The organism is Clostridium akagii DSM 12554, assembly GCF_000686725.1.
Taxonomy (GTDB): Bacteria; Bacillota; Clostridia; order Clostridiales; family Clostridiaceae; genus Clostridium_I; species Clostridium_I akagii.
The window spans coordinates 1-17,858 of the sequence record NZ_JMLK01000037.1; the positions used below are offsets into that span (position 1 = coordinate 1).

Here is a 17,858-nt window from a genome sequence, read left to right on the forward strand (position 1 = left end):
TCAAATTATTTAGTTATAGAAGTAACAACGCCTGATCCAACTGTTCTTCCGCCTTCTCTGATAGCGAATCTTAAGTTTTCTGTCATAGCTACTGGGTTGATTAACTCAACTTTCATATCTATGTGATCTCCTGGCATTACCATTTCCATTCCTTCTGGTAATTTGATTGATCCTGTTACATCTGTTGTTCTGAAATAAAATTGTGGTCTATATCCGTCAAAGAATGGTGTGTGTCTTCCGCCTTCTTCTTTCTTCAATACATACACTTGACCTACAAAACTTGTATGTGGTGTTATTGAACCCGGTTTTGCAAGTACTTGACCTCTTTCGATGTCATCTCTTTGTATTCCTCTTAGTAATGCTCCTATATTATCTCCTGCCATTGCTTCGTCAAGAAGTTTTCTGAACATTTCTACTCCTGTTACTGTTGTCTTGCCTGTTTCTTCTTTTAACCCTACGATTTCTACTTCGTCTCCTACATGTAGAACTCCACTATCTACTCTTCCTGTTGCAACTGTTCCTCTTCCTGTGATAGTAAATACATCTTCTACTGGCATCAAGAATGGTTTGTCTGTTGCTCTTACTGGTGTTGGTATAAAGCTATCTACCGCATCCATTAAGTCAAATATTGGCTTAGTTGCTACTGCATCTGTTGGATTTTCTAATGCTTTTAATGCACTTCCTACGATGATTGGTGTATCATCTCCTGGGAATCCATATTCGCTTAGTAATTCTCTTACTTCCATTTCAACTAATTCTATTAATTCTTCGTCATCTACCATGTCTGCTTTGTTTAAGAATACTACTATATGTTGTACTCCAACTCTACTTGCAAGCAAGATATGTTCTCTTGTCTGTGGCATTGGACCATCTGCTGCACTTACTACTAGTATTGCTCCATCCATTTGTGCTGCTCCTGTTATCATGTTCTTTACATAATCAGCATGTCCTGGACAGTCTACGTGTGCATAATGTCTATTATCTGTTTCATATTCAACGTGTGCTGTGTTGATTGTTATTCCTCTTTCTTTCTCTTCTGGTGCTTTATCTATTTCTGCATAATTTGTTGCTACTGCTCCGCCCTTTTGTGCTAAAACAGTTGTTATTGCTGCTGTTAATGTTGTCTTACCGTGATCTACGTGTCCTATTGTTCCGATGTTTACATGTGGTTTGTTTCTTTGGAATTTAGCTTTTCCCATTTTATTTCTTCCTCCTTAATCAATCCATTAATTTCAAACAAATTAGGTAAACTGCTCCACGTGTATTGTATTTTCCAAATTTTGGAGCCCACGGCCAGATTCGAACTGGTGACCTCCACCTTACCAAGGTGACGCTCTACCTACTGAGCTACATGGGCAATTTATTTTTTGGAGCGGGAAACGGGTATTGAACCCGCGACCCCTAGCTTGGGAAGCTAGTGCTCTACCACTGAGCTACTCCCGCCCATTTTACTACAATTACGCATCAGTTATATATTATAACACTAGAAAGCTTTTTTGTCAATATTACCCCATTCTTTTTTCTAGACATTTCTCAAGTTTTCTTTTAACCCTTTGAAGCGCATTATCTATAGATTTTGCACGTCTATCTAAATCACAGGCTATTTCTTGATAAGATTTTCCTTCCAAATATGAATTCAAAACTTCCATTTCTAGATCTGAAAGAACCTCTCCAATTTCACTTTCTATATTATTAACTTCTTCCCTGCTTATAACTAGTTCTTCTGGATCAGCAACTCTAACACTATACAATACATCAAGAAGAGTTCTATCCGATTCTTCATCATATATTGGTTTATTTAAAGAAATGTACGTGTTTAGTGGTATATGTTTTTGTCTTGTAGCAGTTTTAATTGCAGTTATAATCTGACGTGTTATACAAAGTTCTGCAAACGCCTTAAATGAAGCGAGTTTATGTGGTTTAAAGTCCCTCACTGCCTTGTAAAGCCCAATCATTCCCTCTTGATATATATCTTCTTTGTCCGCACCAATTAGAAAATATGATCTAGCTTTAATCTTTACAAAGTTTTCATATTTACTAATAAGATATTCTTGAGCCTGCTTGTCCCCATCTCTTGTACAAACTATAATTTCTTCATCTAGCAACTCAGAGTACTTTGAATGTTGTAACGCTTCACTAATTCTCATTGTCAAACTCACACCCCCAATAAACAAAAACATCAATTAAATTATACATTAGTAATAATTTACAAGTCAAGCTTATTATTTATTTCGCCTCATTTGTTCTAATTTTTCTGCAGTTTTCTTATCAATTCTCTCATCTAGCCTATACCTTTTTTCAGAATCTTTACTTTCGCTTTGATTTCGTATGTTATCTTCAACTTTTTTCACCTCATGATAAAATTCAATTGAAGACATTCTTACTGCTCCTCTTTGAAAAATAAGTTGTTGTTCTAGAGAATCTGATGTTACAACCAGTACCTCTGATTTCCTACCTATTTTATTCACATATCTTTCGATAAAACTATCTGCTGTTTCACCCTCTTTAGTAAACACAACAATTAGGATTTTGCTCAATTTTTCTCTCTTCTCTAGACTTTTAGGCTGAAGATGACCATCAAATACTAAAAATATTTTATAATCATTATAAGTTCCATAATTAAGTAATATATCAATTAGTTTTAATCTAGAGTTTTCTAAGCTTCCAGTATTACTTTCCCTTAATTGCTGCCAACTGTTAATTACATTATATCCATCAATAAATATAGTTTTCACTTTTATCCTCTTTGAATTTTCTGTTTTAAAATTTCATACATTATGATACCAGCAGCAACTGATGCATTTAGGGATGTAATATTACCCTTCATAGGTATTTTAACTAAAACGTCACACTTTTCTTTTGTGAGTTTTGAAATTCCTTTTCCTTCGCTTCCAATTACTAATGCAACTGGACCTGTGAAATTGTTTTGAAAACAGTAGCTTTTGCCATCCATATGCGCACCATATGCCCATATACCCTTTTTCTTCAGGGTATCAATGGCTGCGTTGATGTTTGTGACCTTTGAGATTTTCATGTACTCCACAGCACCTGCTGAGGTCTTGTAAACAGTTGGCGTCACTCCTACATTTCTGCGTTTAGGTATTATTATTCCATGTGCGCCACATACTTCTGCTGTCCTTACTATAGATCCAAAGTTATGTGGATCTTCTATTTCATCCAATATAATTATAAAAGGATCCTCACCTTTTTCTTTTGCATAATTTAGTATATCTTCAATTTCGCAATATTTATATGGAGTAACATAAGCTATTACTCCTTGGTGTGACCCTGTTACCGATAAATTGTCTAGCTTTCTTCTATCTACTTCTTTTATAACAATCTTTTTTTCTTTTGCTAATGCATATATTACGTTTATAGAACCATGTCCCTCTCCACTTGATATAAGTATCTGCTCAATGGTTCTATCAGATTTTAAAGCTTCAATTACGGCATTTCTACCTTCAATTATATCTTCTCTATCCGAATCACTTTCTGGTATTTCTACACTGTTTTGTTTGGTGTCATTTTGTGCTTTTTCATCCTCGTTTAACGTAATATCATTCTTTGATTTTTGGTTTTTTTTATATTTTTCTTTTTGCCAGGTTTCTTTCATATTTACTCCTTCCGGTAGTTAATGTGCAATCATTTTGTTTTTTGTTTGCTATGCTCCAGTTTTTATCTTTACAATCATTTCAAGAAAATAATTTATTCTATCTTTTTGTTCTGTAAGGTATAGATATCCAAATAAGGCTTCAAACCCTGTTGCCGTCCTATACTCACTTACTTTGGCATTTTTAGGCACTGTTCCAGATTTCGCATTTCGTCCTCTTTTGTAAATATTTGTTTCTTCCTCTGTTAATTCATCCATAATTGCCATCATAAACTCACTTTGATCGTGGGCCTTTACATATGAAATAGCTTTTATATGTAGCTTGTGAACATTCATTTCTCTATTTTTACTAACGATAAATGCTCTAACGAATATTTCATAAATTCCATCTCCAACAAATGCTAGCACAAGTGGATTTAGATTTCGTGCATCTTGTTTTGTAAAACTACCTTTTAATAAATCAAATTCCATATAACGACTCCTCAATTATGCTTTTTTCCATCTTACTCCTTGAGGTGTATCTAAAAGTGTAATTCCCTCTGCTTTTAAATCATCTCTAATTTTATCAGATAGCTGAAAATTCTTTTCTTTTCTTGCTTTCTCTCTTTTTTCTATAAGTTTTTCTATTTCATCTTCCAAATTTACCTTGGTTGATTTTTGTAGTATTCCTAATGGCCCACCAAGTTCCCTAATTAAATCAAGTGAATATTTCAGTATTTCTTTTGATGAATGTATATTTAGATTTATGTTAACATCTTTGATTAAATCGAAAATAACAGATATAGCATCTGCTGTATTAAAATCATCATCCATTTTTTTAATATATTTTTCTTTATATGAATTTAAATTATCCATATACTGATTCTCGTCATCTTTTAAATTATCTATTTTAGATAGCTCAAGCAAACTTTGCAAATTTTCAATGGAATTATATAATCTTTCAAGTCCTGATTTAGCTGATTCAAGTAAATCCATACTATAATTTAATTGAGTCCTATAATGTGCACTAAGCATAAGTAATCTTATAACTTCAGCATCAAATTTTTCTAGTGCTTCTCTTGCTGTTAAAAAATTATTTAATGATTTTGACATTTTTTGATTATTAACATTTAAATAAGCAGCGTGCATCCAATAATTTGCGAATGTTTTTCCTGTTCTACCTTCACTCTGAGCTATTTCATTTTCGTGGTGAGGAAATACTAAATCCATTCCACCCGCATGTATATCAATGGTTTCTCCAAGAAGATTTAGTGCCATGCACGAACATTCAATATGCCACCCTGGTCTTCCCATACCCCAAGGACTTTCCCAGCCTGGTTCTCCTACCTTTTGTTTTTTCCAAATAGCAAAGTCCATAGGATCTTTTTTTCTTTCATCTACATTTATCCTAATTCCAGACTCTAATTGTTCTAAATCCTGACCAGACAATTTTCCATATGCCTGAAATTCTTTAGTGCTATAATAAACATCACCATCAATCTCGTAGGCATATCCTTTATTGATAAGATCTTCCACAAATTTCACTATTTCAATAATATATTCAGTAGCTCTTGGATTTGCAGTGGCTCTCTCTATGTTTAAGCCATCGGCATCTTTATAGTATTCTGAAATAAATCTGTCTCCTAGTTCCTTGATTGTTATTCCATCTTCATTTGCTTTAGTTATCATCCTGTCATCAATATCAGTAAAGTTCTGAACATATTCTACTTTGTACCCTCTATACTCAAAATATCTTCTCACTGAATCAAATATTATAAACGTCCTTGCATTTCCTATATGAAAGAAGTTATAAACCGTAGGCCCACAAACGTACATTTTAACCACGCCAGGTGTTATAGGTATAAATTCTTCTTTGTTTTGTGTCATTGTATTGTATATTTTCATATTTTTCCTCCTAATTTAAATAAAAACAAAATACTATTTCTATTGATAATAATATCATAATAATCAAAATTGAAAACGTGACAAAAATTGATAAATCAACTATATAAATAAGATTATAGCATTTCAGCTGTTTAATCGTAAAGATTTAGTTTAAATTAAAAGCTTAAATATAGCTCATCCTTAGAAAATAGGATGAGCTTCATAATGATGAATTATTCTTTATTTACACATTTGTTACTATCAATAATCAAACTATCTAGAATTTTTTCCCCTAGGATTAAATCGTCTGGAGTAGTTATTTTTATATTACTATAACTTCCTTGGTACAAAAACACTTTGCTACCATACAGTTCTGCAACACTAGTATCATCAGTCACAATTACATCTTTTTTAATAATATTCTCATGAGCTTTTAATATAATATCAAGCTTAAAACATTGTGGGGTCTGAACACAAAATAATTCACTTCTCTTAGGTGTATACTTTGAAAACCCACTGTTGTCTCTTATCTTTATTGTGTCTTTGGGTTCTACTCCACAAGCACTTGCACCATATAAGTTAGCATACTTTATTCCATCTTCTATAATTCTATCATCGATAAAAGGTCTAGCTCCATCATGAATAAGTACTATATTGCAATCATCCTCAATGCCAATGGCTTTTAAACCATTAAGTACAGATTGCTGACGCAAATTTCCTCCTGAAACAATTTTTTTAACCTTACTTATAGAATATTTTAAAACTATTTCTTTTTCGCAGTACTCTATCTCATCCTCAGAAGCCACAAGTATTATACTAAAAATGGATTTATTTTTTTGAAATGCTTCCAAAGTGTGCGCTAATATTGGTTTATTATCTAGGCAAAGAAAAAGTTTATTCACACTTTTTTTCATTCTTGTTCCTTTACCGCCTGCTACTACTATTGCACAATTGTTGTTCATTTTATTACTCCTTGTCCTAAGCTTCTTTTTGTTTTGCAAATATCATTCTTCCTGCTGCTGTCTGTAGAACAGATGTAACTGTAACTGTTAATGTTTCACCTATATGTTTTCTTCCACCCTCAACAACAATCATTGTACCATCATCTAAGTATGCAACTCCTTGCCCTGATTCTTTACCATCTTTTATGATTGTAATTTTCATTTCTTCTCCAGGCAGTACCACAGGTTTTACTGCATTTGCAAGTTCATTTATATTAAGTACAGGTACCCCTTGGAACTCTGCCACCTTATTAAGGTTATAATCATTTGTTACTACTTTACCATTCAAAACTTGTGCCAATTTTAACAGTTTACTGTCCACTTCAGGAATATCAGGAAAATCTTTTTCATATATTTGAACTTCAACATTTAATTCCTTTTGAATTTTATTAAGTATATCAAGCCCTCTTCTGCCCCTATTTCTTTTAAGTCCATCGGAAGAATCTGCTATATGCCTAAGTTCTGCTAAAACGAAATTTGGTATAATAAGTGTTCCCTCTACAAAACCTGTTTGACATATATCAAATATTCTTCCATCTATTATTACAGATGTATCAAGTATTTTAGCTGCTCCTTTTGACACTAACTTACCTTTTTTATCTTTTTCAGAATTTGTCTTCTTGAGATTCACAAATAAAGATGTTATTTCATCCCTCTTCTTGATTGCAAGGTCTGCAGTCAATGCAGCTACTATAATAGATATAGCGCTTTCGATAATTATCCATGCTTGTGAGGGATTGGGAAATAATTTAAATATTAATATGGATATAATAAGTCCTGTAATAGCACCTATGGTTCCAGAAATAATCTCTGATATAGGCAATTTTTGAATGTTTGTTTCAAAATAATCCATAGTTTTGATTATTCCCTTTATAATCCAAGGGGATACAATAAAAAATATCAATCCAACTATTAAAATAGAAAAAATCATAAATAAGACCGTTTCAATCGTATTGTTTTTTGATATAAGTTTTAAAATATACTCTGTATCCATAAGTTCACTTCCAAGAATCCATCCTAATGCAAGACCTATGATTGTAAATAAACCTCTTAATAATTTTTTTAGCAAACCATTCACCTCCATTTATATTGTTGACAACTTATCTGTATTTAAATACATTAAAAACCTTTTATTCTTAATATATAATAACTAGCACATATTTTCAATAAAAGTAAACGTTTTTTATGAAATGTTCACTTTTATGAAGTCTATCTATATGTTATACCTTTTATCATATCACTATATTAAGTATTTTCATATTCATTAGTAACATATTTATATAAAATTATATCATATGCCATGTACTACCAAATAAATCCCCCTATTAATAACAAAACTATTGATTTATTATATAACTGTAGTTTTAATGCTTGCTTCATTGACAACCTCAACATAAAAACTCTATAATCAACTTGTTGATATATTAATTTTTTAAAGGGGAGATGAGCCTAGTGAAAGATATAATTTTTGATAATTTTCAAAACAACGTTGACGGTTCTTTGATTAGACATAAAAGTATAATTGACATAATGACAAAATTACAAGAATCTGAAGCTAGAATTAATAGAGCTATAGCAAAGTCTGTAACAAACTGTGGATGCATTGAAATCAATGCAAAAAAACAAAAAATTCCAGAGGATGATTCCAACTTAAGTATAGAAAACCTAGGTGAATGCCTTCAAACACATATATCAGGAAAGATATGTGAAAACTGTAGATCTATAATTGAAGGTGAAATTGGTACTCATTTATTCTACCTAACGTCTCTTTGTAGCTCTTTGGATATTAGTTTATATGATGTTCTTGTTGAAGAAAATGATAGCATCAATACCCTTGGCAAATATAATTTGAGATGATAATTAGTAGCAAATTCAATAAAGTCAAAAGTTAATTAAGATTTTTTAATAAATCATAGGGTGAAATTAAATAATCCTTTAATTTTACCTAATGATAAAATCATCTTTTTAACTTTTAACTTTTCAACTCAAGGAAAAATCCTATAATTCTAAGACGGCCCCTTCAGCTTAAAATTGCCTGTTTAAAATAAACTGTTCTCTAAGTCTTCTCAATCCATTTTTTATTGCCTTAGCCCGTGCTTCTCCGATACCTTCTACATTATCAAGTTCTTCATGTGAAGCTTCTAAAACTGCCTTTAGTTCCTTAAAATGCTTAACTAAATTTTCAATAACATTTGTTGGTATTCTAGGAATTTTGTTTAGCATCCTATATCCTCTAGGCGAAATTAAAGTATCTACAAGTGGAACCCCCACATATCCAAGATGCCTAGATATAGTATCCAAATCCAAAAATTCTTCTGAACTTATATTCTGTATATTTTTATACACATCGTTATATTCTATACCGCTTTGACAATAATCCCTTATAAGAAGTATTCCATCTTGCTCTACATTCTTTGCAAGTTCGTTAAGTTGCATCGATATTAGTCGTCCTTCATTTCCTAATTCATATATATATCTTTGAATTTCAGCTACAATACGCATTACCATTTCTGTTCTTTGTATTACAGTTAGTACGTCAAAAAGAGTTGCCAAATCTTGAAATTCCAATAAATTTAAATTAGTAACAACCCTGTCTAAAACAGAACCATATTTTTCAAGAGTTTGTAGTGCCTGGTTTGATCTTGCCAGTATTATGCTACTATCTCTTAATACATACTTTATATCGTCCTTATAAACAGTTATAACGTTTCTTCTTTGGGATATAGCTACAACCACATTCCCAGTCTGTCTTGCAACCCTTTGAGCTGTTCTATGCCTAGTTCCAGTTTCATAGGTTGGTATTGACGAATCTGGAATAAGCTGAACATTAGCACTAATTATCTTTTTCAAATCAGAACTAACCACTATAGCTCCATCCATCTTAGCCAATTCATATACATAAGATGGACTATAATCCGAGTTTATTTTGAATCCTCCATCCATCAAATCCGTTATCTGCTCACTGTCTCCTAAAACTATAAGTCCACCTGTTTTTGCTCTTAGAATATTTTCAAGTCCCTCTCTAAGCTGTGTACCAGGAGCCAAAATTTTAAGAACGTCCATGAGCATTTTATCTTTTTTTAATCTTAATTCATTCACCCTATCACCTTATTCAAAATACTTTATTTATTGCTTCTTTCAAGGTGTACACACCATGTACACCCATATTTTTCGGTTTAATCTTTTCACTGTTTCTGTTAGGAATTATTATATTCTTAAATCCCATTTTGTCCGCTTCATTCACTATTCTATCACAATATGAGATAGGTCTTACTTCTCCTGTGAGTCCTATTTCTCCTACTACAATTGTTTTATCGAGCTTTATCTCCCTATTCTTTACACTTGATATTAATGCTAATGCTAATCCTAAGTCTGCAAAAGTTCCATCAATACTAAGACCTCCTACTACATTAACATAAACGTCGCAATTATAAAATGGTATTTTAAGTTTTTTTTCCAGCACTGCAATTATTAAATTCAGCCTTGCTGAATCAACCCCAATAGCAGTACGCCTTGGCATTATTGCTTTTGTTTCACTTACAAGTGCCTGAACTTCAACCAAAATTGGTCTTGTTCCCTCCATAACTCCTATTACAATAGATCCTTCCTGCTTGTAGTTAGTCTCTTCCAAAAATACATTTGATGGATTTGTTACCTCAAGAAGCCCTTCTTCTGCCATTTCAAAAACACCAATTTCACTTGTTGTACCAAAACGATTTTTTATAGTACGAAGTATTCTGAATTCCTCTGTCCTCTCTCCTTCAAAGGAGAGTACACAGTCAACCATATGTTCTAACACTCTTGGTCCAGCTAATTCCCCCTGCTTTGTTACGTGAGCCACGATAAAAAAAGAAATCCCTTTATTTTTACCAATTCTCATTATTTGATTGGCACATTCTCTAACTTGAGAGACGCTACCAGGTGCAGAACTTACTTCAGGGTTAAAAACAGTTTGAATAGAATCAATAATTACAAAGACTGGTTTTATTTTTTCTATTTGTAATGAAATTGTTTCCATATTAGTTTCAGCCAATATAAAAAGATTATTTGAATTTACATCAAGTCTATCACTTCTCATTTTTATTTGTTCTTCAGACTCTTCACCAGATACATATAAAACTTTACCATACTTTTCAGCAATATTATTTGAACTCTGTAGCAATAGTGTTGACTTACCAATTCCCGGAGCCCCTGAAATAAGTGTTAAAGATCCCCTAACAAGTCCACCACCTAAAACTCGATTTAATTCTCCAATTCCGGTGTCATATCTTTCATGTTCTCCTGATTTTATATTAACTATACATTTAGGTTCACTATTTTGACTGAAAATTATGTTTTTATCATTTTTTACAATTACTTCTTCAACAAAACTATTCCATGCATTACAATTGCTACATTTGCCCATCATTTTTAAGCTTTCAAATCCGCATTCTTGACAAACAAAATGTATTTTACTTTTGGCCATTAATTTTTCCTCCTTGCACTTTATAACTATTATACAATGTTTTTTAATTTATTTGTTAAATTATATTAAAATATAAATATAAACCAAACTTTCCATTAGCAGCACATTGAAATTTTTTGGTAAAGATAAATAACCAAGAAAATGGGAATGTAAGTAAATCTACTTACATTCCCAAAATTCGTGAACCTTAAACTTTAGCAAAAGCCAGTTCATTATCCTTTACAGTAACTGAAACTTCATCGCCTTTATTAATCTCACCATTTAATATTTCTTCTGAAATTTTATCCTCAACTATTTTTGTTATTGTCCTTCTAAGAGGTCTTGCCCCATAACTTGGATCAAATCCTTTTTTAACTAAAAGCTTCTCAGCATCCTCTGAAAATTTAATATTTATTTCTTGATAATTAAGCCTTTCACTTACAGATTTAAGCATAAGCTTAACAACTTTTTGTAGTTCTAATTCCACTAATTGATGAAATACTATTATATCGTCAATTCTATTTAAAAACTCTGGTTTGAAAGAGCGTTTTAACTCATCCATTATATTTTCTTTCATTTTTTCATATTGAGTATCTTTGCTAGGATCATCCATACTAAATCCAAGGGAATTCTGTTTTTTGATGGTAGATGCTCCTACATTTGAAGTAAGGATTATTATTGTATTCCTAAAATTAACTGTTTTTCCTTTTCCGTCAGTGAGTCTTCCATCTTCTAATATTTGAAGCAGTATATTGAATACTTCTGGATGAGCTTTTTCAATCTCATCAAATAATATAACTGAGTATGGATGTCTCCTAACCTTTTCTGTTAACTGACCTCCTTCTTCAAATCCAACATATCCTGGAGGTGATCCAATTAATCTAGATACAGTATGTTTTTCCATATATTCAGACATATCAATTCTAATAATACTATTCTCATCACCAAACATTGCTTCAGAAAGAGCTTTTGAAAGTTCTGTTTTCCCTACACCAGTTGGTCCAAGAAATATAAAGGAACCTATAGGTCTCTTTGGATCTTTTAAACCAACTCTAGCTCTTCTAACAGCTCTAGCAACTGATTTCACAGCCTCATCCTGTCCTATAACTCTCTTGTGAAGCGTTTCCTCTAATTTTAACAGTTTTTCTGACTCTTTTTCTGTAAGCCTTTCTACTGGAATATTCGTCCACTTTGAAACAACTGCTGCAATCTGAGCCTCAGCTACAATATGATTATCAATATTATTTTGATTTTTCCAATTCTTTTTAAAATCCTCTATTTTGCTTTTTAGTTCTTTTTCTTTATCTCTAAGGCTTGCTGCCTTTTCAAAATCCTGAAGCCTTATAGCATCTGATTTTTCCTTCGTGGTTTTTTCCAGCTCTTCTTCTTGATTTTTTAAATCTGGTGGTGCTGTGAGATTTTCAATCCTCACCCTTGCGCCTGCCTCATCAATTAAATCAATTGCCTTATCTGGTAAATATCTATCAGTAATGTATCTTTCGGATAAATTCACTGCTGCTTCTAATGCATCATCTGTGATTTTTACCCTATGATGTGCTTCATACTTATCTCTTAAACCTTTTAATATTAGTACAGCTTCTTCTAATGATGGTTCACCTACAGTTACTGGTTGAAACCTTCTTTCAAGCGCTGTATCTTTTTCTATATATTTTCTGTATTCATCTATAGTTGTAGCTCCGATACATTGAATCTCACCCCTTGCAAGGGATGGTTTTAATATATTGGATGCATCAATTGCACCTTCTGCTCCGCCAGCCCCAATTATAGTATGAATTTCATCTATGAATAATATTACATTGCCATCTTTTTTTATTTCTGCCATAACTTTTTTTAATCTTTCTTCAAATTCACCTCTATACTTAGAGCCTGCTACCATTGAAGATATATCTAAAGTTATAACTCTTTTATCTTTTAGTATTTCAGGAATATTTCCAGATACAATTCTTTCTGCAAGACCTTCTGCAATAGCTGTTTTACCTACTCCTGGATCTCCAATAAGGCAAGGATTATTTTTTGTTCTCCTGCAAAGAATCTCTAAAATTCTTTGAGTTTCTTTATCCCTTCCTATTACAGGATCAAGCTTTCCCTCCGCTGCCATTGCTGTAAGATCCGTTCCAAATTGATCTAGTGCTGGAGTTGGTTCCCCTGCTTTATTTCCAGCCTTATCCATGACGTTGTTTTCTTTTCCAGCTGCCATACTTGCTAAGACATCTTTTCTGAGTTTATCAAAATCAACATTCAGATTACTTAATATTGTAACGGCAACCCCTTCACCCTCTTTAATTAATCCCAAAAGTATATGCTCTGGACTAATATAATTATGATTTAGATTTGTTGCCTCTAATGCACTTATCTCAAGCAGCCTTTTTGTTCTAGGCGTTAATGGAATGTCGTTTCTATATAGCTCAAGATCGCCCTTTCCTTCATATTCTGCAATTAAACCTCTAACACCGTCAAGTGAAACTCCCATATCATTTAATATCTTCTTTGAAGTTCCTTCATCCTCTTTAAGCATACCAAGCAGTATGTGTTCAGTTCCAACATACCCATGTTGGAACATCTGAGCTTCTTCTTTAGCAAAAATTAATACTTTTTCTGTTCTTTCATTAAATCTATTAACAAACATTTAACTCACCACCTATTTTAATTTTTCTCTAATATACTCTGCTCTTTTTATGTTAAGTTCCTTTACACTTAATTTGTCATCAAAAAGTTTTGCCAGTGTTGCTGGTTGAGTATTTACTAATAAATAGTTAAGTACTTTTTTACTTATGTTATTTATTATTCCCATTTCCACTCCCATTCTTACATTGGACAATAACTTTAAGCATTCTCTTGAATCAATAACCCTTGCAGTTTTTAATATACCTAAAGATCTAAATATTTTATCTTGCAATTCATATTTATAAGTTCCAGTTGCCTGTTGTCTTGAAAGATTTTCTTGATTTATAAGTTGCTTCACCACCGCAGTTAAATTGGCAACTATATCCTTTTCACTAATTCCTAATGTAACCTGATTTGAAATTTGGTATAGATTACTATATGCACCAGATCCCTCTCCATATAATCCTCGTATTGTCATTCCAACTTGAGTTAAGGCATTTAATATTCCATTTATTCCATTATTCATAGTAATTACTGGTAAATGTATCATTACGGATGCCCTTAGTCCTGTACCTATATTAGTAGGGCATGCTGTCAAATAACCAAGCTTTTCATCAAAAGCATAATCTATTTTTTCTTCTATTAGATCATCTATTTTATTTGCATAATTTAGTATATCTTCTAAGTTAAACCCTGCACTAATGCATTGTAATCTTATATGATCTTCCTCATTTATCATTATACTTGCAGTTTGCTCATTGTTAACTATAAACGCTGACTTTGAATTGTTTTCTATTAATTTATTACTTACAAGATGTTTTTCTACAAAAGATAGATTAGAATTATTATCCTCTTTCCATAGATGAACGCTTTTAAACTCATCCTTAATGCCCGGTCCAGAAAAGAATGCATTTTCTACATTACCAACAATTTTCCTTGCAGTTTCTTCTGAAAGTCTATTTGGGAAAGGTTCATCTTTAATATTCCTTGCAAGTCTTACTCTACTACTAATAACTAAACTTTCAGTTTCTCCTTCATATTCTAGCCAGTTTTCCATGCTATTCTTTTCCTCCTTCGCTATTAATTTTTCTGATTTTGTCTCTTATCTCAGCTGCACTTTCATATTCTTCAAGTGCTATAGCTTTTTGCAGATCCTGCTTTAAATTATCCATTCTTTTCTTTTTAATTATATCTTCCCCGCATTTTTTAGGTATTTTTCCTACATGTTCTATTTTACCTTGGACCCTACTTATCACTGTATTAACAGTTTTACTAAAGTTCTCATAACATTCATCGCATCCAAGTAACCCATTCTCTTTAAATTCTTTTAATGTTATTCCACAATTTTCACAAGAAGTAGTAGTATCCTCAATGTTTTTATGTCCTTCACCTATATAACCCATTAACCCGCTTAGGATATTTTGGAATGAAAAAGGTGATATTATACCAATTTCATTAGCAATGTTAAACCCATCAAAGTTCTTAGCACATTGCTCACATAAACTTATTTCTTGCTTACTACCGTTTACTATTTTGGTTACATGAAAAATCGCTTCATTTTTTTTACACATTTCACACAACATAAATTGTCAATCCTCCTCAACCTATATAAGGAATATTATAATATTATTATACAATTACAAATGAACTTTGTAAATTTATCCAACCAATATCATCAATAAAAATGTTAAGGCTACTATATTTCCGAATAACGATTTCTAAGCATCAAAGATGCAAAGAAGTCTATTTATAACATTATAGCCATTATAGATGACTTTAATATTTCTGCTCTAATTTTGTTTCTGTAATCATTAACTAAACCTAATGTTCTGTCATTAATAACCGATTTTAAAATATTCATTTCTCTGCACGATATAACCTCTGATTCTCTTAAAGCATCAATAATCTTAGCTCCGCCATCGTAGGTTATGCTTTCACCAATTTTATCTAAAATTACATCTGCAAGTGGCTGATTTTCAACATATTCCACCTTGGAGATTTTAATGCATCCACCACCGCCTCTTCTACTTTCAATATAGTAGCCCTTTTCTGTGGTAAACCTAGTGGTTAGTACATAATTAATTTGTGATGGTGCACAACTAAAATGATTAGCCAATTCATTTCTTTGAATTTCTGTTACGTCTTTTTCATTTTCGGCTATCATTTCCTTAATGAATTCTTCTATAATATCGGATATCCTAATCATTAATGTTTCCCTTCTTAATAAACTTTGACTTTCTTTGACTTTAATATTATTATAATACTTTTTTTTATTTTTGCAATACATTTTTATCATCGGATAAACATTTTTAACCTTCATCATAGAAATCAATAAAAAATGGATGTAAGCGTACTTGTTTATACAAATACGCTTACATCCATGAATATTATTAGCAACCATAAAAAATCTTACCTTATAACTATTTAATCATCTGATTCACTTATAGCTAGAGCCACTGCTCCTATAACACCAGAATCAGCTCCAAGTCCAGCCGGTACTATTGAACATGCATTAGCCATAGATTCTAAGCACCTTTCCTTTACAACTTCCCTAACCTTATCAAAAACTATATTTCCGCCATGACTTACTCCTCCACCTATAATAACCATCTCTGGATCAAAGGTTGCAATGATATTAGCAACACATATTCCTAAATAATTAAGGCAACTATCTAATATTCCAGAAGCAACTTTATCCCCTTGTTTTGCTTCTTTAAATACTTCATAAGAAGTTAGCTCTTTATAATTTTTTAATGATGTTTCTTCTCCTCTTTCAACTGCTTCATTAGCCCTTTTTCCGATTGCAGTACCTGATGCTAAAGCCTCTACACATCCATAATTTCCACAATTACATCTTGGACCATCTTTTTCAATGGTAGTATGTCCAATTTCTAAAGCATTACATGTATTCCCTCTGTATATTTTTCCGTTTATTATTGCTCCTCCACCAACGCCTGTACTAACTGTTATAAACACCATATTCTCTGTTCCTTTTCCAGCACCAAATATGTGCTCTCCAATAGCTGCAACATTTGCATCATTATCTAAATATGTAGGTATATTAAATTTTTCTTTTATTGGCTTAATTAATTCAAAATTATCAAATGGTAAATTTGGGGTTGAAATTATTATTCCTTTTTTGGCATCTAATGGACCAGGAGAGCCTATTCCTATTGCTTTAATATCTTCTGATGTTTTACTTGCATCAGTTAAAACCTTTTCAATAACTTGAAATATTCTATTTAGTACTTTTTCTTCACCTTCTGAAGCATTAGTTGGAATTATATGTTGACTTATTACATTTCCCTCTAAATCGGCTAAAGCACCATTAATTTTTGTTCCCCCTAAATCAATTCCTATAACATATTTTTTTTCCATTATTTACTCTCCTTGTATAATAAAATTTAGCTGTCAATTTTATGATAATTTCCAGTAACTAAAATGACTGCTAGAAAAAAGATTACTGGAATTTATTGCTTGCTAAACTCTTAGCTTAACAAGCAATAAATCTGTGCTAATTTACCATATAATATAACATTATATCATATCTCAGTTATCATTATAGTTTATATTCTTATATTATACTATATTTTAGGATAATGTTATTTATCTAATTATTTTTACGTGCCTTTATAAAATATTTTCTATGAATATCTTCTATATTTCCATCTATAAAAAAATTTTTGTTCTTTAACATGCTTTTTACTATTTCTAACTCTTTTTTATTCTCTTCTTTGATAGTAATTATTAAACTATCGTTGTTATTTATCATCTCCATATAATCATAAATACTACTATAGTCACCTAATGTAATTGCTCCTTTAACATCTAATCTATAATTTGACATGTTACTTTCTCCTCTTGCTAATAAAGTGAAACTTAATTAGCTGAAATTATGATATTTTTTATTGTGAGCAATTTTAAAATTTTTATCCATAGTAAAAAACGCCAGTTATAAATAACTGACGTAAACAATATTCAAAATAATGGCTCTGCGAAAAGGATTTGAACCTTCAACCTATCGGTTAACAGCCGAGTGCTCCACCGTTGAGCTATCGCAGAACATTTACCAGCGACGACTTACTCTCCCACCGGGCTACCCCTGCAGTACCATCAGCGCTTTAGAGCTTAACCTTCGTGTTCGGAATGGGAACGGGTGTTGCCTCTAAGCCATTATCACTGGATTAAGCGGATGTTCCAAATCTTCGATTTGGCATGGTCGCTTATGCAATTCGCATAGCGAATTGTATTCCTTTAAAAATAAATCCTCAACCTAAGGAACCTTTCAACCCTCAAACCTAAGTACGTGCATTCT

17 protein-coding genes, 3 tRNA genes and 1 rRNA gene are annotated in these 17,858 nt (G+C 32.0%); 1 reads left to right on the forward strand and 20 read right to left on the reverse strand.

The window, feature by feature from the left end; translation table 11 throughout:
- Window positions 1–5 precede the first annotated feature (5 nt).
- From tuf to BR66_RS0114605, 10 genes are all read right to left on the reverse strand, one after another.
- Window positions 6–1,199: an elongation factor Tu gene (gene tuf, locus BR66_RS0114560; protein ID WP_026883287.1), complete on the reverse strand. Its 1,194-nt coding sequence runs from the start codon at window positions 1,197–1,199 to the stop codon at window positions 6–8.
- 82 nt (window positions 1,200–1,281) lie between these two features.
- A tRNA-Thr gene (locus tag BR66_RS0114565) sits at window positions 1,282–1,357 on the reverse strand.
- Window positions 1,358–1,368: 11 nt separating this feature from the next.
- A tRNA-Gly gene (locus BR66_RS0114570) sits at window positions 1,369–1,443 on the reverse strand.
- 62 nt (window positions 1,444–1,505) lie between these two features.
- The gene (gene sigH, locus BR66_RS0114575; protein WP_026883570.1) at window positions 1,506–2,147 is read right to left on the reverse strand and encodes an RNA polymerase sporulation sigma factor SigH; all 642 of its coding nucleotides are present in this window, start codon (window positions 2,145–2,147) and stop codon (window positions 1,506–1,508) included.
- A 75-nt stretch (window positions 2,148–2,222) separates the two neighbouring features.
- Complete coding sequence (locus tag BR66_RS0114580; RefSeq protein ID WP_026883571.1) at window positions 2,223–2,735, reverse strand: NYN domain-containing protein; 513 nt, start codon at window positions 2,733–2,735, stop codon at window positions 2,223–2,225.
- Between the two features lie 2 nt (window positions 2,736–2,737).
- Complete coding sequence (rlmB, locus tag BR66_RS0114585; protein WP_035796378.1) at window positions 2,738–3,613, reverse strand: 23S rRNA (guanosine(2251)-2'-O)-methyltransferase RlmB; 876 nt, start codon at window positions 3,611–3,613, stop codon at window positions 2,738–2,740.
- A gap of 48 nt (window positions 3,614–3,661) precedes the next feature.
- The gene (locus tag BR66_RS0114590) at window positions 3,662–4,081 is read right to left on the reverse strand and encodes a Mini-ribonuclease 3 (protein ID WP_026883573.1); all 420 of its coding nucleotides are present in this window, start codon (window positions 4,079–4,081) and stop codon (window positions 3,662–3,664) included.
- A 15-nt stretch (window positions 4,082–4,096) separates the two neighbouring features.
- Window positions 4,097–5,494 (reverse strand): cysteine--tRNA ligase, encoded by a 1,398-nt coding sequence (gene cysS / locus BR66_RS0114595; protein WP_026883574.1) that lies wholly within the window; start codon window positions 5,492–5,494, stop codon window positions 4,097–4,099.
- Window positions 5,495–5,706: 212 nt separating this feature from the next.
- Window positions 5,707–6,435 carry a 2-C-methyl-D-erythritol 4-phosphate cytidylyltransferase gene (gene ispD / locus BR66_RS0114600; RefSeq protein ID WP_026883575.1) on the reverse strand — a complete coding sequence of 243 codons (729 nt, stop codon included), beginning with the start codon at window positions 6,433–6,435 and terminating at the stop codon, window positions 5,707–5,709.
- A 16-nt stretch (window positions 6,436–6,451) separates the two neighbouring features.
- Window positions 6,452–7,543, reverse strand: coding sequence for a PIN/TRAM domain-containing protein (locus BR66_RS0114605; protein WP_026883576.1), 1,092 nt, complete (start codon window positions 7,541–7,543; stop codon window positions 6,452–6,454).
- Window positions 7,544–7,926: 383 nt separating this feature from the next.
- Between BR66_RS0114605 and BR66_RS0114610 the strand changes: the two genes are divergently transcribed.
- Complete coding sequence (locus BR66_RS0114610) at window positions 7,927–8,331, forward strand: nucleoside triphosphate pyrophosphohydrolase family protein (RefSeq protein ID WP_026883577.1); 405 nt, start codon at window positions 7,927–7,929, stop codon at window positions 8,329–8,331.
- Window positions 8,332–8,499: 168 nt separating this feature from the next.
- Here the strand turns inward: BR66_RS0114610 and disA are convergent, their stop codons facing one another.
- The 10 genes from disA to rrf form a co-directional block, all read right to left on the reverse strand.
- Entirely contained in the window at window positions 8,500–9,543 is a 1,044-nt protein-coding gene (disA, locus tag BR66_RS0114615) for a DNA integrity scanning diadenylate cyclase DisA (RefSeq protein ID WP_156946297.1), read from the reverse strand.
- A gap of 43 nt (window positions 9,544–9,586) precedes the next feature.
- Window positions 9,587–10,939, reverse strand: coding sequence for a DNA repair protein RadA (gene radA, locus BR66_RS0114620; RefSeq protein WP_026883579.1), 1,353 nt, complete (start codon window positions 10,937–10,939; stop codon window positions 9,587–9,589).
- 187 nt (window positions 10,940–11,126) lie between these two features.
- Entirely contained in the window at window positions 11,127–13,565 is a 2,439-nt protein-coding gene (locus BR66_RS0114625) for an ATP-dependent Clp protease ATP-binding subunit (protein ID WP_026883580.1), read from the reverse strand.
- A gap of 12 nt (window positions 13,566–13,577) precedes the next feature.
- On the reverse strand, window positions 13,578–14,600 hold the full coding sequence (locus tag BR66_RS0114630; protein ID WP_026883581.1) for a protein arginine kinase: 1,023 nt from the start codon (window positions 14,598–14,600) through the stop codon (window positions 13,578–13,580).
- 1 nt (window position 14,601) lies between these two features.
- Window positions 14,602–15,126 carry a UvrB/UvrC motif-containing protein gene (locus BR66_RS0114635; protein WP_026883582.1) on the reverse strand — a complete coding sequence of 175 codons (525 nt, stop codon included), beginning with the start codon at window positions 15,124–15,126 and terminating at the stop codon, window positions 14,602–14,604.
- Between the two features lie 164 nt (window positions 15,127–15,290).
- The gene (locus BR66_RS0114640; protein ID WP_026883583.1) at window positions 15,291–15,749 is read right to left on the reverse strand and encodes a CtsR family transcriptional regulator; all 459 of its coding nucleotides are present in this window, start codon (window positions 15,747–15,749) and stop codon (window positions 15,291–15,293) included.
- 218 nt (window positions 15,750–15,967) lie between these two features.
- Window positions 15,968–16,921: an ROK family protein gene (locus tag BR66_RS0114645; RefSeq protein ID WP_026883584.1), complete on the reverse strand. Its 954-nt coding sequence runs from the start codon at window positions 16,919–16,921 to the stop codon at window positions 15,968–15,970.
- Window positions 16,922–17,153: 232 nt separating this feature from the next.
- Window positions 17,154–17,390, reverse strand: coding sequence for a hypothetical protein (locus BR66_RS0114650; protein WP_026883585.1), 237 nt, complete (start codon window positions 17,388–17,390; stop codon window positions 17,154–17,156).
- 140 nt (window positions 17,391–17,530) lie between these two features.
- Window positions 17,531–17,605, reverse strand: a tRNA-Asn gene (locus tag BR66_RS0114655).
- 5 nt (window positions 17,606–17,610) lie between these two features.
- Window positions 17,611–17,727 (reverse strand): 5S ribosomal RNA (rrf, locus tag BR66_RS0114660).
- Between the last annotated feature and the right edge of the window lie 131 nt (window positions 17,728–17,858).